This is a genomic window from Mycobacterium sp. TH-M103, assembly GCF_057473785.1.
This window is the reverse complement of record NZ_JBYCLG010000353.1, coordinates 1-22,598: the sequence shown is the minus strand read 5'-3', so window position 1 is coordinate 22,598 and position 22,598 is coordinate 1. Positions and strand designations below refer to the sequence as shown.

Below are 22,598 nucleotides of genomic sequence, written 5' to 3'. Positions count from 1 at the left end.
CGGCGTGGTGCTGACCAAGCTCGACGGCGACGCCCGCGGTGGCGCCGCGTTGTCGGTCCGCGAGGTGACCGGGGTGCCGATCCTGTTCGCCTCCACTGGGGAGAAGCTCGAGGACTTCGACGTCTTCCACCCCGACCGGATGGCCAGCCGCATCCTGGGCATGGGCGACGTGCTGAGCCTGATCGAACAGGCCGAGCAGGTCTTCGACGCCGAGCAGGCCGAGGCGGCCGCCGCCAAGATCGGCACCGGCGAGCTGACCCTCGAGGACTTCCTGGAACAGATGCTGGCCATCCGCAAGATGGGGCCGATCGGCAACCTGCTGGGCATGCTGCCGGGCGCCGGCCAGATGAAGGACGCCCTGGCCGCCGTCGACGACACGCAACTCGACCGGCTGCAGGCCATCATCCGCGGGATGACGCCGCAGGAGCGCGCGGACCCGAAGATCATCAACGCGTCCCGGCGGCTGCGCATCGCCAACGGCTCGGGTGTGACGGTCGCCGAGGTCAACCAGCTGGTCGACCGCTTCTTCGAGGCTCGCAAGATGATGTCGTCGATGCTCGGCGGCATGGGCATCCCCGGCATGGGCCGCAAGTCCGCGACGCGAAAGAGCAAACAGGCCAAGGGCAAGGCCGGCAAGAAGGGCAAGAAGGGGGCGCGCGGCCCCACGCCGCCCAAGGCGAAGAGCCCGTTCGGGGCGGGCATGCCGGGAATGCCGGCGGGATTTCCGGATCTGTCGCAGATGCCCGACGGCCTCAACGAGCTCCCGCCCGGACTGGCCGATTTCGACCTGTCCAAGCTGAAGTTCCCGGGCAACCCAGGAAGGAAGTAGCCGTCTCGTGCGCCTGCACGTGCGGGGCCGGGGGCTGCCCGATGAGGCCGAGGTCGAACTGTGGGTCGTCGACGGCCGCATCAGCACCGAACCGGCCGCCGGGGCCGACACCTTTTTTGACGGCGGCTGGATCCTGCCCGGCCTGGTGGACGCGCACTGCCACGTCGGGCTCGGCAAGCACGGCGAGATCGAACTCGACGAGGCGATCGCCCAGGCCGAGACCGAACGCGACGCCGGGGCGCTGCTGTTGCGCGACTGCGGCTCGCCGACCGACACCCGCACCCTCGACGACCGCGCCGACCTGCCCCGCATCATCCGGGCCGGCAGGCACCTGGCCCGGCCCAAGCGTTATATCGCCGGCTTCGCCGTCGAGCTCGAGGACGAGTCGCAGCTGCCGGCGGCCGTCGCCGAGGAGGCCGCCCGCGGCGACGGCTGGATCAAGCTGGTCGGCGACTGGATCGACCGCGGCGTCGGCGACCTCGCGCCGCTGTGGTCCGAGGACGTGCTGCGGGCCGCGATCGACGCCGCGCACGCCCACGGCGCCCGCGTCACCGCCCACGTCTTCAGCGAGGACGCGCTGCCGGGCCTGATCAACGCCGGCATCGACTGCATCGAGCACGGCACCGGCCTCACCGACGACAACATCGCCCTGATGCTCGAGCACGGCACGGCGCTGGTGCCCACGCTGATCAACCTCGAGAACTTCCCCGGGATCGCCGATGCCGCGACGCGGTATCCGACCTACGCCGCGCACATGCGCGACCTTTATGCCCGCGGCTACGAGCGGATCGCGGCCGCGCGGGAGGCGGGGGTGCCGGTGTATGCCGGCACCGACGCGGGCAGCATGGTCGCCCACGGCCGCATCGGCGACGAGGTCGAGGCCCTCACGCGCATCGGCATGAGCCCGACCGAGGCGCTGGGCGCGGCGTGCTGGGACGCCCGCCGCTGGCTGGGCAGGCCCGGCCTCGAGCACGGGGCGCCGGCCGACCTGCTGTGCTACTCGCGCGACCCTCGGCTAGGGCCCGATGTACTCGCTGCGCCGGACCTTGTGATACTGCGCGGCAACGCGTTTCGTGCCGGGGTCGCCGCGGAGGCCGGGCGCGCGTCGCGTCCGGCGAGGGAATAGGATCTGACGATGGCGTTGCCCAGCGGCGCGACATTCGCCGGATACATCGTGGCTCGGAGGCTGGGCTCCGGAGCGACCGGCACGGTGTATCTGGCCCAGGATCCTCGATCGTCGCGTTGGCAGGCGCTCAAGGTGCTGTCGCCGGCGCTGTCGGGCGACGGCGAACTGCGCCGCCGGTTTCACGCCGAGACCCCGATCGCCGCGAGCCTCTATCACCCGCACATCGTGCGCGTGAACGACCGTGGCGAGTTCGAGGGACAGCTCTGGGTCGCCATGGACTACGTCGACGGCGTCAACGCCGCGCAGCTGATGGCCGGCCGGTTTCCCGCGGTGTCGCCGGTCGGCGAGGCGCTCGCGGTGGTCAACGCCCTCGCCGAGGCGCTCGACTACGCGCACCAGCGCGGCCTGCTGCACCGCAACGTCAAGCCGGCCAACGTCTTCCTGACCGGCCGGGACGAGGGCGAGCCCGGGATCCTGTTGTCCGACTTCGGCGTCGCTGTGCCGATCGGGGAGCCCGCCAGGACGGCGGCCTACGGGTCGCCCGAGCAGTTGACGGGCTCCGACATCGACGGGCGCGCCGACCAGTACGCGCTGGCGGCCACCGCGTTTCACCTGCTGACCGGTGCGCCGCTGGCGGCCGGCTCGCCGCCGCGGCTCAGCGAGCAGCGCCCGGAGCTGGCCCGCCTCGACGAGGTGTTCGCCAGGGCGCTCGCCCCGCGGGCCGCCGACCGGTTCGCGCGGTGCGCCGACTTCGCCGTCGCGGCCAACGCGCAAGCGGGCCTCGCACCCGGCGACCGCGGTCCGGAAGCGGTCCTGGTCGCCGACTATCCCGCCTATGCCTGGCCCGAGTCCGACGACGCACACGGCGGCGCGCGGCCGGCGGCAGGGGCGTGGGGCGGGCGACCGGCCGGTCCCTCCGGCGCGGCCGCACCGGCCGCACCGCCCGCGCGTCCCCCGCGGGCGGTGCCGGCCAGGCGCGGCTTACGCAAGGCCGCAGTGCGGGTCGTGGCGGTGGCGCTGGTCGCCGGACTGGTCGCGCTGGGTCTCGTGATCGGGCGCAGGACCCAACCGGCCCCGGGTCAGGGCGCCGGCCGTACAGCGCCGCCGTCGGCCTCGGCCGGCGGGACCCGTGCCACCTCGCCGCCCGCCGTCCCGGTTCCGCTGGACGGCACGTACAGCATCGACGTCGAACGCACGAAGCAGACCTACAACTACGCCGCCGACCCGCAACCCCCGGACGTGACCACCTGGTGGGCATTCCGCTCGTCGTGCGCGCCGCAGTCCTGCACCGCGGCCGCCACCCGGCTGGACGACACCGGTCACCTGCGCGAGGTGTCACCCGGTGCGCCGCTGTTCCTGGCGTACGGGGACGGTCGATGGCAGTCCTTGCCGGTCGACATCCGGTTCCCGTGCATCGGATCGGACGGATTACGCCAGAAGCAGACCGCGACGTTGGTGTTGACGCTGCAACCGCGGGCGCACGGCGACTTCGCCGGTGAAGAGACCCTCACCGTGCAGACCAACGAATGCGGCCAGCGCTCGGCGGTCATCCGCATCCCCGCGGTGGCCAGCCCGCACGGCGGGGTGCCGCCGGGGGTGACGGTGCCCGACCCGACCGCCGGGCCGGCCGGCCCCGAAGGGATGGCGCCGGCGCCCGTCGGGCCGGGCGCGGTGCCGTCGGGCAAGCCCCATCCCTGAGCCGGCCCATCCGCGAGGCGTGCGGCGGGTACCGTTCGAGCCGCCAAAAAGATTGTGAGTGCTTGCTATCTATGCTAGGTTCGGTGGCACCCTTACGAAATTTGGAGGCCCCGGTGACCTACGACGTGATCATCCGCGACGGCCTGTGGTTCGACGGCACCGGCAGGCCGCCGCGAACCCGCACGCTCGGGATTCGCGACGGCCTGGTGGTCGCCGTGGTCGGCCCCGCCGACGGCCCGCTCGACGAGACCGGCTGCCCCGAGGTGATCGACGCGGCGGGCAAGTGGGTCGTACCCGGCTTCATCGACGTGCACACCCACTACGACGCCGAGGTGCTGCTGGACCCCGGCCTGCCCGAGTCGGTGCGCCACGGTGTGACCACTGTGTTGCTGGGCAACTGCTCGTTGTCGACGGTGTACGCCGACTCCGAGGACGCCGCCGACCTGTTCAGCCGCGTCGAGGCGGTGCCGCGCGAGTACGTCCACGGCGCCCTGGCGTCCCGGCGGACCTGGTCGACGGCCGCCGAATACGTCGAGGCGATCGACGCCCTGCCGCTCGGGCCCAACGTCGGCTCCCTGCTCGGGCATTCGGACCTGCGGGCCGCGGTGCTCGGACTCGACCGCGCCACCGACGCCGGCGCGCAGCCCACCGCGGCCGAACTCGAGAAGATGGCGGCGTTGCTCGACGACGCGCTGGACGCCGGAATGCTCGGCATGTCGGGGATGGACGCCGCGATCGACAAGCTCGACGGCGACCGGTTCCGGTCGCGCGCGCTGCCGTCGACCTTCGCGACCTGGCGGGAACGGCGCAAGCTGATCGACGTGCTGCGCCGGCGCGGGCGGATGCTGCAGAGCGCCCCCGACATCAAAAACCCGGCGTCGGGGCTGCTGTTCTTCCTGGCGAGCAGCCGGATCTTCGGCCGCGGCAGGGGAGTCCGGATGAGCATGCTGGTGTCGGCCGACGCCAAGTCGATGCCGCTGGCCGCGCACACCTTCGGTCTGGGCACCCGGATACTGAACAAGCTACTGGGCTCTGACGTGCGGTTCCAGCATCTGCCCGTCCCGTTCGAGCTGTACTCGGACGGGATCGACCTGCCGGTGTTCGAGGAGTTCGGTGCCGGGACCGCGGCCCTGCACCTGCGCGACCAGTTGCAGCGCAACGAACTGCTGGCCGACCAGTCTTATCGCCGCCGGTTCCGGCGCGAGTTCGACCGGCGCAAGCTCGGGCCGTCGTTGTGGCACCGCGACTTCCACGACGCGGTGATCGTCGAGTGCCCCGACCGCTCGTTGATCGGCAAGAGCTTCGGGGCCATCGCCGACGAACGCGGGCTGCACCCGCTCGATGCCTTCCTCGACGTGCTCGTCGACAACGGCGAGCGCAACGTCCGCTGGACCACCACCGTCGCCAACCACCGGCCCCGACAGCTCGACAAGCTCGCCGCCGAGCCCAGCCTGCACATGGGCTTCTCCGACGCCGGCGCACACCTGCGCAACATGGCCTTCTACAACTTCGCCCTGCGGCTGCTCAAGCGCACTCGGGACGCCGAACGCGCGGGCGCGCCGTTTTTGTCCGTCCAGGGCGCGGTGCACCGCCTGACCGGCGAGCTGGCGGACTGGTTCGGCATCGACGCCGGCACGCTGCGCGAAGGCGACCGCGCCGACTTCGTGGTGATCGACCCCGCCGGCCTGGACGAGTCGGTCGACGCCTACCACGAGGAGGCGGTGCCCCACTACGGCGGCCTGCGGCGCATGGTCAACCGCAACGACGGCGCCGTGGTCGCGACGGGCGTGGGTGGCGCCGTCGTCTTCCGGGCAGGCCGGTTCAGGGACGGCTACGGCCGGACCGTCAGGTCGGGCCGCTACCTGCGGGCGGGCGCGCGGCGCGGGTCCCCGGCCGTGAGCGCCTGACGTGGCCCGCACCCAGCAGCAGCGCCGCGAGGAGACCGTCGCGCGACTCCTCGAGGCGAGCATCGCCACCATCGTCGAGGTGGGCTATGCCCGCGCGTCGGCGGCGGTGATCACCAAACGCGCCGGGGTGTCCGTCGGGGCCCTGTTCCGCCACTTCGAGACGATGGGCGACTTCATGGCCGCCACGGCGTCCGAGGTGCTGCGCCGCCAGCTGGAAACCTTCACCAAGCGCGTCGCCGAAATCCCCGCCGACCGGCCCGCGCTGGAAGCGGCGCTGACGATCCTGCGGGACCTCACCGCCAGCCCCACCAACGCGGTGCTCTACGAGCTGTTGGTCGCCGCCCGCACCGACGAAAAGCTCCGGGAGACGCTGCAACACGAGCTCGGCCAGTACCGGGCCAAGATTCACGACGCCGCCCGGGCGCTGCCCGGCGCCGAGAGCTTCCCGCAGGACACGTTCCCGGTCGTGGTGGCGCTGATGACCAACGTGTTCGACGGGGCCACCGTGGTCGAGGGGGTGCTGCCGCAGCCGGACATCGCGGAGCGCCGGGTCGCGGTCCTCGCGGCCCTGCTCACCGCGGCGCTGCCCGGCCAGTAAGCACGCGGTGGCTACAGCGAGCCGATGCCCGTCTCCGGGTTCAGCGCGAAACCCCAATCCAGCAGGTTGGCGGCCTGATCCCAATACGTCGGGCCGCCCTCGTGGACCAGCCCGTACATCATCGCGATCACCAGCCGCCGCCCGCCGCGGGCGGCGGCGCCGACGAACGTCTTGCGGGCCGCGTTGGTGAAGCCCGTCTTGCCACCGATCGCGCCGGGGTAGCGCTGCAGCAGCTCGTCGCGGTTGACGATCGGTCGCTCGCCGTGATCGCCGGGGAACATCGCCGACGGTTCGGCGGTGATCTGCGCGAACACCGGGTTGGCCAGGGCGGCGCGGAAGATGACGGCCAGGTCGTGCGCGGTGGTCGCGCCGGACCCGCCGGGCCCGTCCAGGCCGGACGGCGTCGACGCGTGCGTGCTCGTCGCCCCCAGGGAGGCGGCCTTGGCGTTCATCGCGGCGACGGTTGCGTCGGCGCCGCCCATCAGGTGCGCCAGCGTGTTGGCCGCATCGTTGCCCGACACCAGCAGGATGGCGTCCAGCAGCTGGCGTGCGGTGTAGCTGCGGCCCGGTTTGATGCCCACACAGCTGCATTCGACGTCGGCGTCGGCGGCGTCGGCGACCACGGTCGAGTCCAGGCTCACCTGGTCGAGCGCCACCAGCGCCAACAGCACCTTGATGGTGCTCGCGGGTGGGTGTTGCACATCCTGGTCGCGGCCGGCGAGCACCTCACCGCTGTCGAGGTCGGCCACGATCCAGGTCTGGGCCGGGCCGTCGGGGATCGGCACCGAGCCGACCGGCTGCATGCTGTCGGCGCGGGCCGCCGGGGCGCCGACCGCATCGACCCCGCCGGCACCGATCACGAGCGCCGCGGCGAGTGCGGCGATGAGCTTCCGCATGGCCGCAGAGTCTAACTTCCGGCTCGTCGGGCGCCCACGTTCAGTACTGTGCGATGCATGCTGAGCCTGGCCGAGATCTCCGACCGCCTCGAGATCCAACAGCTTCTGGTGGACTACTCCACCGCCATCGACAACCGGCGCTTCGACGACCTGGACCGGGTTTTCACCCCGGACGCCTACATCGACTACCGGGCGCTCGGCGGGATCGACGGCCGCTTCCCCGAGGTGAAGAAGTGGCTCTCGGAGGTGCTGCCGAACTTCCCGGTGTACGCGCACATGCTCGGCAACTTCTCGGTCCGCATCGACGGTGACACCGCTTCGTCGCGGGTGATCTGCTTCAACCCGATGGTGCTGGGCGGCGAGAGCGACCAGGTGCTGTTCTGCGGGCTCTGGTACGACGACGAGTTCGCCCGCACCCCTGACGGCTGGCGGATGAGCCGCCGCGTCGAGACGAAGGTCTTTCAGAAAGTCATGTGAGCCGGTCAGGCGGATTTCCGGTGGCGGCTCCCGCTCTGGCACAATGGGCGGCTGTCCCTCGTGCGACCCACCTCGATTCGGTGCTCGGGCGCGGGTCGCACACGCGAGGCAAAACCGGATCGGGGCATTCCGCCCCGATCGCCGAATTGCAGCGTGACACACACAGGAGCGCGTAACACATGGCTGTCAAGATCAAGCTCACCCGGCTTGGAAAGATCCGCAACCCCCAGTACCGCATCGCCGTCGCCGACGCCCGCACGCGGCGCGACGGCCGTTCGATCGAGGTCATCGGCCGCTACCACCCGAAGGAGGAGCCGAGCCTGATCGAGATCGACTCCGAGCGCGCGCAGTACTGGCTGTCGGTCGGCGCCCAGCCCACCGAGCCGGTCCTCAAGCTGCTCAAGATCACCGGCGACTGGCAGAAGTTCAAGGGCCTCCCGGGCGCCGAGGGCACCCTGAAGGTCAAGCCACCCAAGCCCAGCAAGCTGGAGCTGTTCAACGCCGCGCTGGCCGAGGCCGAGGGCGGCCCGACCACCGAGGCCGCCAAGCCCAAGAAGAAGGCCCCCGCCAAGACGGCGGCCAAGGCCGAGGCCGCCGCAGAGACGCCTGCCGAGGCGCCTGCCGAAGGCGAGCAGCCCGAGCCGGCCTCGCCCGCCGCGGAAAGCTGACCGGCGTGGGCACCGTCGTCGTCGACGCAGTCGAGCACCTGGTCCGCGGGATCGTCGACAACCCGGACGACGTCCGGGTGGACATGGTGACCAGCCGGCGCGGGCGCACCGTCGAGGTCCACGTCCACCCCGACGACCTGGGCAAGGTGATCGGTCGCGGCGGTCGCACCGCGACCGCGCTGCGCACGCTGGTCGCCGGCATCGGCGGTCGCGGCATCCGCGTCGACGTCGTGGACACCGACCAGTAGCAGCGCGCATGGAACTCCGTTGGAGTTGACCGTCGGGCGCGTGGTCAAGGCGCACGGCATCGGCGGCGAGGTGGTCGTCGAGGTCCGCACCGACGACCCCGCCGCCCGGTTCGCCCCGGGCACCGCGTTGCGCGCCAGAGACGCCCGCGGCGGCGCACCGGAGCGCAGCTACGTCGTGGACAGCGCGCGCGAGCACGGCGGGCGGCTGCTGGTGCGGCTGGCCGGCGTCGCCGACCGGGACGCCGCCGAGGCGCTGCGCGGCAGCTTGTTCGTCGTCGACTCCGCCGATCTGCCGCCGATCGACCCGGTCGACGAACCGGACACCTACTACGACCACCAGCTCGAAGGCCTGCGCGTGCGCACCACGACGGGTGCCCACGTCGGCGTCGTCGTCGAGGTGCTGCACACCGCGGCCGGTGAGTTGCTCGCGGTGCGCCCGCCCGACGGCGGGGAGGTGCTGGTGCCGTTCGTCGGCGCGATCGTCACGTCGGTGTCGTTGCCGGACGGCGTCGTCGAGATCGATCCGCCCGAGGGTCTTTTAGATCTGGCATGAGAATCGACGTCGTCACGATCTTCCCGGCCTACCTGGACCCGCTGCGGCAGTCGTTGCCGGGCAAGGCGATCGAGTCGGGTGTGGTGGACCTGCGCGTACACGACCTGCGGCGCTGGACGCACGACGTGCACCGCTCGGTCGACGACGCGCCCTACGGCGGGGGCCCCGGGATGGTGATGCGGGCTCCGGTGTGGGGAGAGGCGCTGGACGAGATCTGTTCCGGCGAGACGCTGTTGGTGGTGCCCACGCCCGCCGGTGCGCTGTTCACCCAGGCCACCGCCCAGCGCTGGAGCGCCGAGGCGCACCTGGCGTTCGCCTGCGGCCGCTACGAGGGCATCGACCAGCGGGTCGTCGAGGACGCCGCCCGCCGCATGCGGGTCGCGGAGGTCTCGATCGGCGACTACGTGCTGCCGGGCGGGGAGTCGGCGGCGGTCGTGATCATCGAGGCGGTGCTGCGGTTGCTACCCGGCGTCCTGGGCAACCCCGACTCGCACCGGGACGATTCGCACTCGCCCGGCCTGGACCGGCTGCTGGAGGGTCCCAGCTACACCCGCCCACCCAGCTGGCGGGGGCTCGACGTCCCCGAGGTGCTGCTGTCCGGGGACCACGCCCGGGTGGCCGCCTGGCGCCGGGGGGTCTCCCTGCGCCGGACCCGCGAACGCCGCCCGGACCTGTGCCCGCCGGGCGACTAGTCGAGTGCGGGGCCGATCCGGCCGTCGGGGAACATCGTCCTGACCGCCCGGGTTATCGTCTCGCGGGCGGTCGCGTCGTCGGAGGGCTGCAGCGACTGCACCACCATGATGTAGCGGTGGTCGGGGCCGACGAGCCCGGTCGACAGGTGCATCCAGTCGGCGCCGATGCAGCACATCCAGCCCTGCTTGACCGCCACCGGCTCGGCGTAGAGGCCATCGGGGATGCCGAACCGCTGCGGGTAGCCGTCTACGCCGTTGGGCGTGGAGCGGCCCAGGTCGTCGACGATCATCTTCGCCCGCTCGGCGGGCAGCCCGCCGGAGCCGTCGAGCAGCTTTTGGTAGTAGCGGATCAGGTCGGTCACCGAACTGATCGTGTTCCACCAGCGGCCGTCGGGTGGCGGCGTGGTCGAGCCCAGCCCGTACCGGGCCGCCACCTCGGTGATGATGGCGTTGCCGCCGTCCTGACCCCAGAACCGCTCGGCCGCCCCGTCGTCGGAGGACTGCAGCATCAGGTCCACGGCCTGGCGGTCGTCGGGGGCCAGCGCGGTCCTGCCCGAGGCCTCCTGCAACAGCAGGTCGTCGGCGATGAAGAGCTTGGCCACCGACGCCGTCCCGGGGATCTGGCCGTTGCCGTTGGAGACGAGGCGGTTGGTGACGCGGTCCAGGACCGCGACCGACAGCGCGGCGCCCGCGGCGGCGGCCTCGTCGGTCGCCTGCTGCATCCGCGCCTGCAGCAGGCCGAACTCGGCGGTGGGCAGCGCCCGCTCGGGTGGGTGCGGCGCGCCGGTCCCCGCGAACAGATCGGCCAGCTGCTGCGGCGACGGGGGCGCCACCGGGTTGGACGCGGGGGCGAGCGCGGCGTCGTACACCTTCGCCTGCACCTGTGTGCGCAGCTGGGTCAGGCAGGCCGTCGCGATCACCAACGTCGCCGCCGCGAGGGCGGCCGGCAGCGTCAGGGATCGTCGTCGCATGCCGTCATATCTACCACTGACCTGCGCTGTTGGCTCGCGGTACGGCGCGGTGATTCCCTGTGATTTTCACTGCATGGCAGGTGTCTGGCACAATTGACCAGTTGTCTCCAGCGGTCGCCGGCCGGCCGGGCCGCTTCCCGCCTGCTGCGAGACGAATTGGAACGCTCGAACCCATCGGCTCGGTGACCGCTTGGCGCCCGCGTGCGGGCGGCCGGGAGCCGCGACTGCAAGGAAGTGTCTTTCGCATGAACAGGCTGGACTTCGTCGACCAGGCGTCGCTACGCGACGACATCCCGGCCTTCGGTCCGGGCGACACCATCAACGTGCACGTCAAGGTCATCGAAGGCGCCAAGGAGCGTATCCAGGTGTTCAAGGGCGTGGTCATCCGCCGGCAGGGCGGGGGCGTCAGCGAGACCTTCACCGTGCGCAAGGAAAGCTACGGCGTCGGCGTCGAGCGCACGTTTCCGGTGCACTCACCGACCATCGACCACATCGAGGTGGTGACCCGGGGCGATGTCCGCCGCGCCAAGCTGTACTACTTGCGTGAGCTCCGCGGCAAGAAGGCCAAGATCAAGGAGAAGCGCTGACGGCGCACCGGCCCGGCGGTTCACCAGGGCGCCAACCGACCTGGCTACGCTGGTCTCGTGACCGATAGCACGGACTCATCCGAGCCCCGGCCCGACGCCGGTCCCTCAGAGCCGAAGGTTTCCACGTGCGACCCCGGCGCGGCCGACGACGCGGCCGCCGCGGAGGGCGAAGCCCCGGAGGTGCCAGAGCCCAAGCGCACCAAGCGGTCCGCCCTGCGCGAGTTCGCGATTCTCGCGGTCATCGCTGTGGTGCTCTACTACGTCATGCTGACGTTCGTGGCGCGGCCCTACCTGATTCCGTCGGAGTCGATGGAGCCCACCCTGCACGGATGCCCCGGCTGTGTCGGCGACCGGATCATGGTGGACAAGGTGACCTACGACTTCGCCGCCCCACGACCCGGCGACGTCGTCGTCTTCAAAGGACCGCCGGCGTGGAACGTCGGGTACAAGTCGATCCGATCCAACAACACCGCGCTGCGCTGGGCCCAGAACGCGCTGTCCTTCGTCGGCTTCGTGCCCCCCGACGAGAACGACTTGGTCAAGCGGGTGATCGCGGTCGGCGGGCAGACGGTGCAGTGCCGGGCCGACACGGGGTTGACGGTCAACGGCAAGCGGCTTTTCGAGCCGTACCTGGACCCGGCGACCATGATGGCCAATCCCGCCGTCTACCCCTGTCTGGGGCCCGAGTTCGGGCCGGTCACCGTGCCCGCGGGGCGCCTGTGGGTGATGGGCGACAACCGGACGCACTCGGCGGACTCGCGGGCCCACTGCGCGAGCACCCCGACCGACGCGCTGAAGGGCATCCTGTGCACCGGCGACCCGATGTCGGGCACCGTGCCGGTCTCCAACGTCATCGGCAAGGCCAGGTTCATCGTTTGGCCGCCGGGGCGCTGGGGCGTCGTGGACTCGGTGAACCCGCAGCAGAATCGGTAGCCGTGGCCACGACCTGGCCGCCGCGGACGGTGATCCGCAAGTCCGGGGGTCTGCGGACCCTGGAGTCCGCGCTGTACCGCAGCGGTCTGGGCCCGGTGGCCGGGGTGGACGAGGTGGGCCGCGGCGCCTGCGCGGGCCCCCTGGTGGTGGCGGCCTGCGTGCTCGGCCCGGGAAAGCTGGAAAGCCTTGCCGCCCTGGACGACTCGAAGAAGCTGACCGAGAAGGTGCGGGAGCGGCTGTTTCCCCTGATCCAGCGCTACGCGTTGGCCTACCACGTGGTGTTCATCCCGTCGGCCGAGGTGGACCGGCGCGGCGTGCACGTCGCCAACATCGAGGGAATGCGCCGCGCGGTGGCCGGCCTTACGGTGCGTCCCGGTTATGTGCTCAGCGACGGCTTCCGGGTGCCCGGCCTGCCCATGCCGTCGCTGCCGGTGATCGCTGGGGACGCGGCCGCGGCCTGCATCGCCGCGGCCAGCGTGCTGGCCAAGGTCAGCCGCGACCGGCTGATGGTCGCGGTGGACGCCGACCACCCCGGTTACGGTTTCGCCGACCACAAGGGCTACAGCACGCCCGCGCACCGCACGGCGCTGGCCCGGCTGGGCCCGTGCCCCGAGCACCGCCATTCCTTCATCAACGTCCGTCGCGTGGCGATCGGCTCGCAGAGCCGGGTGGTGGCGGATTGCGATCCGAACCCTCCGGACGCGCCGTGGCGCATACCGTTGAGGAAAGATGGGACCAGTTCGCAACGAGAAGGACGTCTTGACCAGGTGAGTGACAGATGAGTGCAGAGGATCTCGAAAAGTACGAAACCGAGATGGAGCTCTCGCTGTACCGCGAGTACAAGGACATCGTCGGTCAGTTCAGCTACGTCGTCGAAACGGAGCGGCGTTTCTACCTGGCCAACAGCGTGGAGATGATGCCCCGCAACGCCGACGGCGAGGTGTACTTCGAGTTGCGCCTGTCCGACGCGTGGGTGTGGGACATGTACCGGCCGGCGCGGTTCGTCAAGCAGGTGCGCGTGGTCACTTTCAAGGACGTCAACATCGAAGAGGTCGAGAAGCCGGAGTTGCGGCTGCCCGAATAGCCGGCCCGTTCGGCCCCGCGCTAGCCCTCGCCTTCGGGGGGCAGATGGCCCCGCCTCTCGATGACCGCCCGCGCCACGTCGGCGAGCTTGATGTTGAGGCTCTGCGAATGGCGGCGCAGCAGGTCGAAGGCTTGGTCCTCGCTCATGTCGTGCAGCAACATCAGCATGCCGACCGCCTTCCCGATCTCCCGGTTGCTGAGCAGGCCTCGCCGCAGGCTCGCGGCGTCTTCTCCCTTGGCCACGGCGTTGATGGCCACGCTGGCGAACGACGCCAGCACCGCGGCCGCACCGGCCGACTCGGCGTCGAACAGGTTGGGGGTGTCGCTGAACAGGTTGAGGGCCGCGGCCTTGCGCTTGTCGACCAGCAGGCGAAACCCCATCGCTCCGCGGACCGGTGTCTCCTCGACGAGGACCGCCGCCAGTTTCGGCCACAGCGACGGGGAGGTGAGGTCGGTGTCGATCTGGGGGGTTTCCTCCTCGATCGCATCGATGCAGGGGCCGTCCCCGACGCGCCGTTCCAGCGCGTCGATCGAGTGCGCGAGCCGGTCGCTGGCGCCGACGGTGACATACTGCCCGTTCTCGCGCAGCATCAGGCTGGCGTGGTCGCAGCCGCGCACCGTCAGCGTCGCGGCCACGCAGATCGCCGAGTACATCTCACCGGGATCCGAGCCCTGATAGATGATCTCGGCGAGAGCCGAGAAGACCGTCGCCGGATCGGCCTTCTCTCCGCCGGGCGGTGGGCCGGCCGGGCCGGTGTTCAAGTCGTCTACCACGTTGTGCCTCCCTCACGGCGGTGTCCGAGCGTAGCCGGGCCCGCCCCGTGGCCATAGATTATCGGTCGGCAACGAGCCGCACGTGCCCCGTGCTGGGGTTGCCGGACTGTCAGCGATTCGCCGGGTCACAGCGAGTGCCGCGGCTGCGGCGCTGCGCCGCAAGCCTACGGCCCGGAGCCGGTCCTGTCGGTCGCAATCGGGGTACTTGTTTTGGCTGCTCCCCGGCAGGGCAGGACAACGCACATGGGAAGGCACCCGCAACGTCTTCGAGGCCACGGTCGCCGCCTCGCAGCCACGGCGGCTGGTCTACACCTCGTCGGTGGCGGCCTACGGCTACCACGGCGACAACCCCGTCCCGCTCATCGAGGACGGCGCGCCGCGCGGCTCTCCCGAGCACTACTACTCCGCGCAAAAGGCGGCGCGCGAAGGCGTCGTTCGTCCCGTCCCTGCTGGAATGGCTGCACGTCGCACGGACCTCGGTAGTGATGGACACGACGAAGGCCAAGACGGCGCTGGGCTGGCGGCCGCTGCATTCCTCGGCCGAGGCCCTGGCGGCGCTGGCCTCGGCGCTGTGAGGCACGCCGATGTAGTTTGATCCGGTGGGTTACAAGCTCGGGGCCGCGTCTCGCGGCTTCCCTGCCGGCTACGACGAAGACGCGATAACGGTTACGACACGCAAACGTGAGGCGGCGGGCCTCCGAGCGGTCATCGTGTCCCTGCAGCGCGGGTGGGAGCAGATGGGCGCGCTGCGGACCGCGGCGGTGCTGGCCCGGCTCAATCAGCGCAAGGGATTCGACTGCCCCGGTTGCGCCTGGCCCGAGGGGCGTGGCGGACGCAAGCTGGCCGAATTCTGCGAGAACGGTGCCAAGGCCGTGGCGGAGGAGGCCACCAGGCGCACGGTGACGCCGGAATTCTTCGCCCGGCACTCGGTGGCAGAGCTGTCGGCGAAGCCCGAATACTGGCTGTCCCAGCAAGGCCGCATCACCCATCCGATGGTGCTGCGGCCCGGCGATGATCACTACCGGCCGATCGGCTGGGACGCCGCCTACCGGCTGATCGCCGATCAGCTCAACGCGTTGGATAGCCCGGATGCCGCGGTGTTCTATACGTCGGGTCGCACCAGCAACGAGGCCGCGTTCTGCTACCAGTTGATGGTCCGCTGCTTCGGCACGAACAATCTGCCCGATTGCTCGAACATGTGCCACGAATCCTCGGGCGCGGCGCTGACGGAGTCGATCGGCATCGGAAAGGGGTCCGTCACCGTCGACGACGTCGAGCATGCCGATCTGATCATCGTCGCCGGGCAGAACCCCGGCACCAACCACCCGCGCATGCTGTCGGTGCTGGAGAAAGCAAAGTCCCACGGCGCCAAGATCATCGCGATAAATCCCCTACCTGAGGCCGGCTTGATCCGGTTCAGGGACCCGCAGAAGCTGAACGGGCTCGCCGGGCATGGCATCCCGGTGGCTGACGAGTTCGTGCAGATCCGTATCGGCGGGGACATGGCGCTGTTCGCCGGGCTGGGCAAGCTGTTGCTCGAGGCCGAGGGGCGGGCCCCCGGGACCGTCGTCGACCGGGAATTCGTCGACCGGTATTGCGCCGGCTTCGACGAGTATCGGCGCCAGACCCTCGGGGTCGACATCGGCACCGCGCTGGCCGCCACCGGCATCGAGCGGCAGCAACTGGAGCGTGTTGCCGCGATGCTTAGGGCATCGCAGCGCACGGTCGTCTGCTGGGCCATGGGCTTGACCCAGCACAGCCACGCCGTGGCCACCATCGGCGAGGCCACCAACCTGCTGCTGCTGCGCGGCATGATCGGCAAGCCGGGCGCGGGGGTGTGCCCGGTGCGCGGCCATTCCAACGTGCAGGGCGACCGCACGATGGGGATCTGGGAGAAGATGCCCGAGCCGTTCCTCGCTTCGCTGGACCGCGAATTCCGCATCGCCACCCCCCGCAAGCACGGCTATGACACCGTGGCGGCGATCCGCGCCATGCGCGACGGGCGGGTCACGGTGTTCATGGGCATGGGTGGCAATTTCGCGTCGGCCACCCCCGACACCGCCGTCACCGAGGCGGCCTTGCGCAGTTGCGCGCTGACCGTTCAGATTGCGACCAAGCTCAACCGCAGCCATCTCGTGCACGGCGCGACGGCGCTGATCCTGCCCACGCTTGGTCGCACCGACCGCGACATCCGCGGAGGGCGCAAACAGGTTGTCTCGGTTGAGGATTCGATGTCAATGGTGCATCTGTCGCGAGGCAGCCTGCACCCGCCCAGCGACCAGGTGCGCAGCGAGGTCGAAATCGTCTGCCAGCTGGCGCGCACTCTGCTCGGCGCGGCGCATCCGGTGCCGTGGGAGCGTTTCGCGGCCGACTACGACACCATTCGCGATGCCATCGCCGCGGTGGTCCCCGGCTGTGCCGACTACAACCGCAAGGTGCGCCGGCCGGACGGATTCCAGTTGCCCCATCCACCCCGCGACTCGCGCGAATTCCACACCGGCACGGGCAAAGCCAACTTCGCCGTCAATCCGCTGCAATGGGTGCCGGTGCCGCCGGGCCGGCTGGTGCTGCAAACGCTGCGCAGTCACGACCAGTACAACACCACGATCTACGGGCTCGACGACCGTTATCGAGGGGTGAAGGGTGGACGGCGTGTGGTGTTCGTGAACCCGGCCGACATCGAGGCGTTGGGTCTGAAGGCGGGCGAGCGCGTCGACCTGGTGTCGGAGTGGAGCGATGCCGATGGCCGTCTGCAGGAGCGGCGCGCCAAAGATTTCTTGGTGATTTCCTATTCGACCCCGGTCGGCAATGCCGCGGCATATTATCCGGAAACGAATCCGCTTGTCGCACTTGATCACGTCGCCGCCAAGTCGAACACGCCGGTATCGAAGGCGATCGTCATCAGGGTGGAGCCGGCCTCGTCCCCGGTGGCTCTCGGCGTCGGCGACGGCACCCGGTGGGGCGCGTAACCGCGCGTTGGCGGGTCCAGCGCCTCACCGCCGACACGTCGACCACCCGGTCGGACACGCTGGTCGTCGAGGAGCCGTTGGAGATCCGCGTCAACGGCTCGGCGATCACGGTGACGATGCGCACGCCCGGCGCGGACGTCGAACTCGCGCAGGGGTTCCTGCTCACCGAGGGAGTGATCGCCCGACGCGGGGACGTGCACAGCATTCGCTACTGCGGTGGCCGCGACGATGACGGCGCCAACAGCTACAACGTGCTCGAGGTCACCCTGGCGCGCGGCGTCGCGCTGCCCGACCTCGATGTGACGCGCAACTTCTACACGACCTCGTCGTGCGGGGTCTGTGGCAAGGCGTCGCTGGAGGCGGTGCGGCTGAGCAGCCGCTTCCATCCCGGTGCCGACGGCGCCACCGTCGCGGCGGCCACGCTGCGGGCGATGCCCCGCCAACTGAGGGCCGCGCAGAAGGTATTCCACAGCACCGGCGGGCTGCACGCCGCGGCGCTGTTCTCCGCCGAGGGCGCCGTGTTGGCCGTGCGGGAGGACGTCGGACGGCACAACGCGGTCGACAAGGTCATCGGCTGGGCGCTGGAGCGCGAGCGGGTGCCGCTGGCGGCGTCGGTGCTGCTGGTGAGCGGGCGCGCGTCCTTCGAGCTGACCCAGAAGGCCGTGATGGCCGGCATCCCCGTGCTGGCCGCGGTGTCCGCGCCGTCGTCGCTGGCGGTCTCGCTGGCCGAGGAGTCCGGGATCACCCTCGTGGCGTTTCTGCGCGGCGACTCGATGAACGTCTACACCCGCGCCGACCGGATCGCCTGACCGTTCGCCGCTCTGCGGCGGGCGCGGTTGTGGATACGCGCGCGACTGGGGATAACCGGCCCTTCGACCGAGGATCTCGCGCCCGCGGCGGTGCGCGGTGTCGGGGCCGCCGCCCAGAGTGGCAGGCGTGACGACAGAAAAGACGATGACCCGGGTGGAGTTGGGCGCGATGGGCGAGGCGCTCGCCGTGGACCACTTGACCCGGATGGGATTTCGGATCGTGGACCGCAACTGGCGGTGCCGCTACGGCGAACTCGACGTGATCGCCGCCGACGACGCCGCCCGCGCGGTGGTGTTCGTCGAGGTGAAAACCCGCACCGGCGACGGCTACGGTGGGCTGCCGAACGCCGTCACCCCGGGCAAGGTCCGGCGTCTGCGCCGGCTTGCCGGGCTGTGGTTGGCCGGCCAGGACGTGCGCTGGGCCGCCGTGCGCATCGACGTGATCGGCGTGCGGGTCGGGCGGCACCGCACCCCGGAGATCACCCACCTGCGGGGGATCGGCTGATGGCGCTGGGACGGGCGTTCTCGGTCGCCGTGCGCGGGCTCGACGGCGAGATCGTGGAGATCGAGGCCGACATCTCCTCCGGCCTGCCGGGGGTGCACCTGGTGGGGCTGCCCGACGCCGCGCTGCAGGAGTCCCGCAACCGGGTCCGTGCGGCGGTCACCAACTGCACCAACAACTGGCCCCAGGCCCGGCTCACGCTCGCGCTGTCGCCGGCGACATTGCCCAAGATGGGATCGGTCTACGACATCGCCTTGGCGGCCGCGGTGCTCTCGGCGCAGCGGAAAACCCCGTGGGAACGCCTGGAGAAGACGCTCCTGCTGGGCGAGCTGTCGCTGGACGGGCGGGTCCGCCCGGTGCGCGGCGTGCTACCCGCCGTGCTGGCCGCCAAGCGCGAGGGCTGGCCGGCCGTCGTGGTCCCCGTCGACAACCTGGCTGAGGCCAGCCTGGTCGACGGCGTCGACGTCTGGGGCGTGCGCTCCCTGAGACAGCTGCGGAGCTGGCTGTCGGGGTCCGCCCCCCTGAGCGAGCGGATCACGGCGGTCGCCACGGATTCGGAGCCCTCGGCCGACCTCGCCGACGTGGTGGGGCAGGCGCAGGCGCGCTACGCGGTCGAAGTCGCGGCTGCGGGCGCGCACCACCTGATGCTGACCGGGCCGCCGGGCGTCGGAAAAACGATGCTGGCGCAACGCCTCCCGGGGTTGCTGCCGACGCTGTCGGACAGCGAGTCGCTGGAGGTCACCGCGATCCACTCGGTGGCCGGCCTGCTGTCGTCGGACACGCCCTTGATCACCAGACCGCCCTTCGTGGCGCCGCATCACAGCTCCAGCGTCGCCGCGTTGGTCGGTGGCGGCTCGGGAATGGCCCGCCCGGGCGCCGTCAGCCGGGCCCACCGCGGGGTGCTGTTTCTGGACGAATGCGCCGAGATCAGCGTCGCCGCGCTGGAGTCGTTGCGAACCCCGTTGGAGGACGGGCAGATCCGGCTCGCCCGGCGCGACGGGGTGGCCTGCTACCCGGCCCGCTTCCAGCTCGTGCTGGCCGCGAACCCGTGTCCGTGCGCGCCGGCGGACCCGCAGGACTGCATCTGCGCGGCGGCGACCAAACGGCGCTACCTGGGCAAACTGTCCGGGCCCCTGATGGATCGCGTGGACCTGCGGGTACAGATGAATCCGGTACGGGCCGGCGCGTTCTCGGCCACCGACGGTGAACCGACCGAGCGGGTCCGCCGGCGGGTGGCAGCGGCCCGCGAGGCGGCCGCCGCGCGGTGGCGGCCCCACGGGTTCCGCACCAATGCCGAGGTCAGCGGGCCGCTGCTGCGGCGCAAGTTCCGGCTCGGCAGCCAAGCGATGGAGCCGCTGCGCAGCGCGGTGGACCGCGGGTTGCTCAGCATCCGCGGTGTGGATCGCACCCTGCGGGTCGCGTGGAGCCTGGCCGACCTGGCCGGCCGGGACCTGCCCGGGCTCGACGAAGTCGCCGCGGCGCTCAGCTTCCGGCAGATGGGGGCGCGGCGATGACGGCCCCGGCCGCCGACCCCACGGCCCTGGCCTGGGCCTACCTGTCGCGGGTGGCCGAGCCGCCCTGCCCCGAACTCGCCGCCCTGGTGCACGCCGTCGGCCCGGTGGAGGCCGCCGACCGGGTCCGGCGCGGGCTGGTCGGCGACGACCTGGCGCGGCACACCGCGGCGCGCCGGGAAGTCGACCGGGCCGCGGCCGATCTCGACCTGCTCGCCGCCCGCGGCGGGCGACTGATCACGCCGGACACCGACGAGTGGCCGGTGCTGGCCTTCGCGGCGTTCGGCGCTCGGCCCGGTGCACGGCCCGGCGGCAGCCCACCGCTGGTGTTGTGGGCGCAGGGCCCGGCGCGCCTGGACGAGGTGAGCGAACGTGCGGCCGCCGTGGTCGGCACCCGGGCCTCGACCGCATACGGCGAGCAGGTGACGGCCGACCTCGCGGCCGGCCTGGCCGAACGCGACGTCGCGGTCGTCTCCGGCGGCGCCTACGGCATCGACGGCGCGGCGCACCGGGCGGCGCTGAGCTGCGACGGCGTCACGGTGGCCATCCTCGCCAGCGGGCTGGACGTCGCGTACCCGGCCGGCCATTCGGCGTTGCTGCACCGCATCGGCCGGCACGGGATGTTGTTCAGCGAATACCCGCCCGGTGTCCGCCCCGCCCGGCACCGGTTCCTGACCCGCAACCGCCTGGTCGCCGCGGTCGCGGGGGCGTCCGTGGTGGTGGAGGCCGGGCTGCGCAGCGGGGCGGCGAACACGGCCGCCTGGGCGCGCGCCCTGGGCCGGGTGGTGGGCGCCGTGCCCGGGCCCGTGACCTCGTCGGCGTCGGCGGGTTGTCACTTGTTGCTGCGCCAGGGCGCGGAACTGGTCACCCGCGCCGAGGACATCGTCGAGTTGGTCGGCCGCGTCGGCGAGTTGGCGCCCGAGCAGCCGCGCCCGGGCACCGCCCTGGACGGGCTCGACCAGGCGCAGCGTCAGGTGTACGAAGCGCTGCCGGGGCGCGGGGCCGCCTCGGTCGACCAGATCGCAGTGGAGTCGGGCCTGCCGCCGGAGCAGGTGCTGGGCCCGCTGGCGATCCTGGAGGTGGCCGGGCTGGTGCAGCGCGCCGACGGTCGCTGGAAAGTCGTCCGCGCCAACGCCGCCCGAGCTGGGCGGACGCCGCGGCTCGTATAGTCGACGTGGGCCGGGTCTGGACGGGAGGACAAGTGGCGGGTCGACCACTGCAAACGTTTGAAGTCGTCAGCACACAACAGCTGGCACCACACATGATTCGGGTGCTGCTGGGCAGCAACGAGTTCGGCACCTTCGTGCCCAACAGGTTCACCGACACCTACGTCAAGATGGTCTTCGTCCCCGACGACGTCGACATGGCCGCGCTGCCGCGGCCGTTGACGCTGGACAGCTTCGCCGACCTGCCGCCCGAGCGGAAGCCGGCGGTGCGGACCATGACGGTCCGCCGCGTCGACGCCGCGAACCAGCAGATCGCGGTCGACATCGTCGTGCACGGCGAGCATGGGGTGGCCGGCCCCTGGGCGGCCACGGCGCAACCGGGGCAGCCGGTGTACCTGATGGGCCCCGGCGGCGCCTACACACCCGACCCGGCCGCCGACTGGCATCTGCTGGCCGGAGACGAGTCCGCGCTGCCGGCTATCGCGGCGGCGCTGGAAGCGCTGCCCCCCGACGCGGTCGGCAAGGCGTTCATCGAGGTGGCCAACCCCGAGGACGAGATCGCCTTGACCGCACCGGACTCCGTCGAGGTGCGCTGGGTCTACCGCGGCGGTCGCGCCGACCTGGTGCCCGAGGACCGCGCGGGCGACCACGCACCGCTGATCGAGGCGGTCACCACCACGCCGTGGCTACCGGGGCAGGTGCACGTCTTCATTCACGGCGAGGCGCAGGCCGTCATGCACAACCTGCGGCCCTACATCCGCAACGAGCGTGGTGTGGAGGCGCGCTGGGCGTCGTCGATCTCCGGCTACTGGCGGCGCGGCCGCACCGAGGAGACGTTCCGCCAGTGGAAGAAGGAGCTGGCCCAGAAGGAAGCGGAGGCCCAGGCGGCGGTTCGGTAGGACCGCACGCCCAACCGCCGCGCCGGCTGGCATTCTCATCGCATGCCACATTTCGGGGACTACCAGAACGAGATCTACCTGCGGGGCCTGGCCGGAGTGGTGCCGCCGCTGCCGATGGCCTTCGCCGAACTCGAGGCCAAGGCCGCCACGGCGCTGCCGCCGTCGGTGTGGTCCTACGTCGCGGGCGGCGCGGGCAACGAACGCACGCAACGGGTCAACTGCGAAGCATTCGACCGGTGGGGGCTCGTTCCGCGCATGTTCGTCGACGCCAAGGAGCGCGACCTGAGCGTCGAACTGTTCGGCATGACGCTGCCGAGCCCGGTGTTCATGGCGCCGATCGGCGTCATCGGCCTGTGCGCCCAGGACGGTCACGGCGACCTGGCCACCGCCCGCGCGGCCGCCCGCACCGGCGTGCCCATGGTGGCCTCGACGCTGTCGGTCGACCCGATGGAAGACGTCGCCGCCGCGCTCGGCGACACGCCCGGGTTCTTCCAGCTGTACACGCCGACCGACCGGGAGCTGGCCGCCAGCCTGGTGCGGCGCGCCGAGGCCGCCGGTTTCAAGGGCATCGTCGTCACCCTCGACACTTGGGTCACCGGTTGGCGCCCCCGCGACCTGAGCACCTCGAACTTCCCGCAGCTGCGCGGCCACTGCCTGGCCAACTACACCAGCGACCCCGTCTTCCGGGCGGGCCTGGCACGC

General features: G+C 71.3%; 23 protein-coding genes and 2 pseudogenes. 22 read left to right on the top strand and 3 right to left on the bottom strand.

Annotation, left to right across the window (positions count from 1 at the left end; all coding sequences use genetic code 11):
• From AC2VOR_RS19720 to AC2VOR_RS19700, 5 genes and pseudogenes are all read left to right on the top strand, one after another.
• A pseudogene (locus tag AC2VOR_RS19720) lies at nucleotides 1–829 on the top strand (signal recognition particle protein); the annotation flags it as partial.
• A gap of 7 nt (nucleotides 830–836) precedes the next feature.
• A complete protein-coding gene (locus tag AC2VOR_RS19715) occupies nucleotides 837–1,955 on the top strand; it encodes a metal-dependent hydrolase family protein (protein WP_369739551.1) in 1,119 nt (372 codons plus the stop codon).
• Nucleotides 1,956–1,964: 9 nt separating this feature from the next.
• Nucleotides 1,965–3,653, top strand: coding sequence for a serine/threonine-protein kinase (locus tag AC2VOR_RS19710; protein WP_486964351.1), 1,689 nt, complete (start codon nucleotides 1,965–1,967; stop codon nucleotides 3,651–3,653).
• A 71-nt stretch (nucleotides 3,654–3,724) separates the two neighbouring features.
• Nucleotides 3,725–5,560 carry an N-acyl-D-amino-acid deacylase family protein gene (locus AC2VOR_RS19705; RefSeq protein ID WP_369739549.1) on the top strand — a complete coding sequence of 612 codons (1,836 nt, stop codon included), beginning with the start codon at nucleotides 3,725–3,727 and terminating at the stop codon, nucleotides 5,558–5,560.
• Between the two features lies 1 nt (nucleotide 5,561).
• Nucleotides 5,562–6,158, top strand: a complete 597-nt coding sequence (locus AC2VOR_RS19700) for a TetR/AcrR family transcriptional regulator (protein ID WP_369739548.1) — start codon at nucleotides 5,562–5,564, stop codon at nucleotides 6,156–6,158.
• A gap of 11 nt (nucleotides 6,159–6,169) precedes the next feature.
• Here AC2VOR_RS19700 and AC2VOR_RS19695 read toward each other — a convergent pair whose 3' ends face one another.
• A complete protein-coding gene (locus AC2VOR_RS19695; protein WP_369739547.1) occupies nucleotides 6,170–7,054 on the bottom strand; it encodes a D-alanyl-D-alanine carboxypeptidase family protein in 885 nt (294 codons plus the stop codon).
• 57 nt (nucleotides 7,055–7,111) lie between these two features.
• On the opposite strand from AC2VOR_RS19695, the gene AC2VOR_RS19690 reads away from it, so the two are divergent.
• The 5 genes from AC2VOR_RS19690 (at nucleotide 7,112) to trmD (ending at nucleotide 9,692) form a co-directional block, all read left to right on the top strand.
• Nucleotides 7,112–7,531 carry a nuclear transport factor 2 family protein gene (locus AC2VOR_RS19690; RefSeq protein ID WP_369739546.1) on the top strand — a complete coding sequence of 140 codons (420 nt, stop codon included), beginning with the start codon at nucleotides 7,112–7,114 and terminating at the stop codon, nucleotides 7,529–7,531.
• A 179-nt stretch (nucleotides 7,532–7,710) separates the two neighbouring features.
• Entirely contained in the window at nucleotides 7,711–8,199 is a 489-nt protein-coding gene (gene rpsP, locus AC2VOR_RS19685) for a 30S ribosomal protein S16 (protein WP_369739545.1), read from the top strand.
• A 5-nt stretch (nucleotides 8,200–8,204) separates the two neighbouring features.
• On the top strand, nucleotides 8,205–8,447 hold the full coding sequence (locus tag AC2VOR_RS19680; RefSeq protein WP_369739544.1) for an RNA-binding protein: 243 nt from the start codon (nucleotides 8,205–8,207) through the stop codon (nucleotides 8,445–8,447).
• A gap of 19 nt (nucleotides 8,448–8,466) precedes the next feature.
• Nucleotides 8,467–9,000, top strand: coding sequence for a ribosome maturation factor RimM (gene rimM, locus AC2VOR_RS19675; protein WP_369739543.1), 534 nt, complete (start codon nucleotides 8,467–8,469; stop codon nucleotides 8,998–9,000).
• On the top strand, nucleotides 8,997–9,692 hold the full coding sequence (trmD, locus tag AC2VOR_RS19670) for a tRNA (guanosine(37)-N1)-methyltransferase TrmD (RefSeq protein ID WP_486964350.1): 696 nt from the start codon (nucleotides 8,997–8,999) through the stop codon (nucleotides 9,690–9,692). Before rimM ends, trmD begins: the two co-directional genes overlap by 4 nt.
• On the opposite strand, the gene AC2VOR_RS19665 is transcribed toward trmD, so the two are convergent.
• The gene (locus AC2VOR_RS19665; RefSeq protein ID WP_369739541.1) at nucleotides 9,689–10,663 is read right to left on the bottom strand and encodes a serine hydrolase; all 975 of its coding nucleotides are present in this window, start codon (nucleotides 10,661–10,663) and stop codon (nucleotides 9,689–9,691) included. The genes trmD and AC2VOR_RS19665 overlap by 4 nt on opposite strands.
• A gap of 245 nt (nucleotides 10,664–10,908) precedes the next feature.
• On the opposite strand from AC2VOR_RS19665, the gene rplS reads away from it, so the two are divergent.
• From rplS to AC2VOR_RS19645, 4 genes are read left to right on the top strand one after another with little or no spacing between them, the layout of a single operon-like run.
• Nucleotides 10,909–11,250 (top strand): 50S ribosomal protein L19, encoded by a 342-nt coding sequence (gene rplS / locus AC2VOR_RS19660; RefSeq protein ID WP_369739540.1) that lies wholly within the window; start codon nucleotides 10,909–10,911, stop codon nucleotides 11,248–11,250.
• A 57-nt stretch (nucleotides 11,251–11,307) separates the two neighbouring features.
• Nucleotides 11,308–12,183 (top strand): signal peptidase I, encoded by an 876-nt coding sequence (gene lepB / locus AC2VOR_RS19655; RefSeq protein WP_369739539.1) that lies wholly within the window; start codon nucleotides 11,308–11,310, stop codon nucleotides 12,181–12,183.
• Between the two features lie 2 nt (nucleotides 12,184–12,185).
• Complete coding sequence (locus AC2VOR_RS19650; protein ID WP_369739538.1) at nucleotides 12,186–12,965, top strand: ribonuclease HII; 780 nt, start codon at nucleotides 12,186–12,188, stop codon at nucleotides 12,963–12,965.
• Complete coding sequence (locus AC2VOR_RS19645; RefSeq protein WP_076122808.1) at nucleotides 12,962–13,267, top strand: DUF2469 domain-containing protein; 306 nt, start codon at nucleotides 12,962–12,964, stop codon at nucleotides 13,265–13,267. Before AC2VOR_RS19650 ends, AC2VOR_RS19645 begins: the two co-directional genes overlap by 4 nt.
• Nucleotides 13,268–13,287: 20 nt before the next feature.
• On the opposite strand, the gene AC2VOR_RS19640 is transcribed toward AC2VOR_RS19645, so the two are convergent.
• Nucleotides 13,288–14,040: a GAF and ANTAR domain-containing protein gene (locus AC2VOR_RS19640; RefSeq protein ID WP_486964349.1), complete on the bottom strand. Its 753-nt coding sequence runs from the start codon at nucleotides 14,038–14,040 to the stop codon at nucleotides 13,288–13,290.
• Between the two features lie 247 nt (nucleotides 14,041–14,287).
• Between AC2VOR_RS19640 and AC2VOR_RS19635 the strand changes: the two are divergent.
• From AC2VOR_RS19635 to AC2VOR_RS19600, 8 genes and pseudogenes are all read left to right on the top strand, one after another.
• Nucleotides 14,288–14,615: pseudogene (locus AC2VOR_RS19635) on the top strand (epimerase); the annotation flags it as partial.
• Nucleotides 14,616–14,639: 24 nt separating this feature from the next.
• Nucleotides 14,640–17,009, top strand: coding sequence for an FdhF/YdeP family oxidoreductase (locus tag AC2VOR_RS19630; RefSeq protein WP_369739537.1), 2,370 nt, complete (start codon nucleotides 14,640–14,642; stop codon nucleotides 17,007–17,009).
• Entirely contained in the window at nucleotides 16,997–17,818 is an 822-nt protein-coding gene (gene fdhD / locus AC2VOR_RS19625; RefSeq protein ID WP_369739536.1) for a formate dehydrogenase accessory sulfurtransferase FdhD, read from the top strand. The genes AC2VOR_RS19630 and fdhD overlap by 13 nt, the downstream gene beginning before the upstream one ends.
• Nucleotides 17,819–17,945: 127 nt before the next feature.
• Nucleotides 17,946–18,323, top strand: coding sequence for a YraN family protein (locus AC2VOR_RS19620; RefSeq protein WP_369739535.1), 378 nt, complete (start codon nucleotides 17,946–17,948; stop codon nucleotides 18,321–18,323).
• Nucleotides 18,323–19,834, top strand: a complete 1,512-nt coding sequence (locus AC2VOR_RS19615) for a YifB family Mg chelatase-like AAA ATPase (RefSeq protein ID WP_369739534.1) — start codon at nucleotides 18,323–18,325, stop codon at nucleotides 19,832–19,834. Before AC2VOR_RS19620 ends, AC2VOR_RS19615 begins: the two co-directional genes overlap by 1 nt.
• Nucleotides 19,831–21,000, top strand: a complete 1,170-nt coding sequence (dprA, locus tag AC2VOR_RS19610) for a DNA-processing protein DprA (protein ID WP_369739533.1) — start codon at nucleotides 19,831–19,833, stop codon at nucleotides 20,998–21,000. The genes AC2VOR_RS19615 and dprA overlap by 4 nt, the downstream gene beginning before the upstream one ends.
• 32 nt (nucleotides 21,001–21,032) lie before the next feature.
• Nucleotides 21,033–21,896, top strand: a complete 864-nt coding sequence (locus AC2VOR_RS19605; RefSeq protein ID WP_369739532.1) for a siderophore-interacting protein — start codon at nucleotides 21,033–21,035, stop codon at nucleotides 21,894–21,896.
• Between the two features lie 42 nt (nucleotides 21,897–21,938).
• The coding region (locus tag AC2VOR_RS19600; protein ID WP_486964348.1) for an alpha-hydroxy-acid oxidizing protein at nucleotides 21,939–22,598 on the top strand (660 nt) is incomplete at its 3' end.

Excerpts from the sequence above, each read along its gene's own strand:
- AC2VOR_RS19690 (WP_369739546.1), top strand. The coding sequence starts at position 7,112 with ATGCTGAGCCTGGCCGAGATCTCCGACCGCCTCGAGATCCAACAGCTT.
- trmD (WP_486964350.1), top strand. The coding sequence starts at position 8,997 with ATGAGAATCGACGTCGTCACGATCTTCCCGGCCTACCTGGACCCGCTG.
- AC2VOR_RS19710 (WP_486964351.1), top strand. The coding sequence starts at position 1,965 with ATGGCGTTGCCCAGCGGCGCGACATTCGCCGGATACATCGTGGCTCGG.
- AC2VOR_RS19615 (WP_369739534.1), top strand. The coding sequence starts at position 18,323 with ATGGCGCTGGGACGGGCGTTCTCGGTCGCCGTGCGCGGGCTCGACGGC.
- dprA (WP_369739533.1), top strand. The coding sequence starts at position 19,831 with ATGACGGCCCCGGCCGCCGACCCCACGGCCCTGGCCTGGGCCTACCTG.
- AC2VOR_RS19695 (WP_369739547.1), bottom strand. The coding sequence starts at position 7,054 with ATGCGGAAGCTCATCGCCGCACTCGCCGCGGCGCTCGTGATCGGTGCC.
- AC2VOR_RS19705 (WP_369739549.1), top strand. The coding sequence starts at position 3,725 with ATGCTAGGTTCGGTGGCACCCTTACGAAATTTGGAGGCCCCGGTGACC.
- AC2VOR_RS19645 (WP_076122808.1), top strand. The coding sequence starts at position 12,962 with ATGAGTGCAGAGGATCTCGAAAAGTACGAAACCGAGATGGAGCTCTCG.
- AC2VOR_RS19665 (WP_369739541.1), bottom strand. The coding sequence starts at position 10,663 with ATGCGACGACGATCCCTGACGCTGCCGGCCGCCCTCGCGGCGGCGACG.
- rplS (WP_369739540.1), top strand. The coding sequence starts at position 10,909 with ATGAACAGGCTGGACTTCGTCGACCAGGCGTCGCTACGCGACGACATC.
- rpsP (WP_369739545.1), top strand. The coding sequence starts at position 7,711 with ATGGCTGTCAAGATCAAGCTCACCCGGCTTGGAAAGATCCGCAACCCC.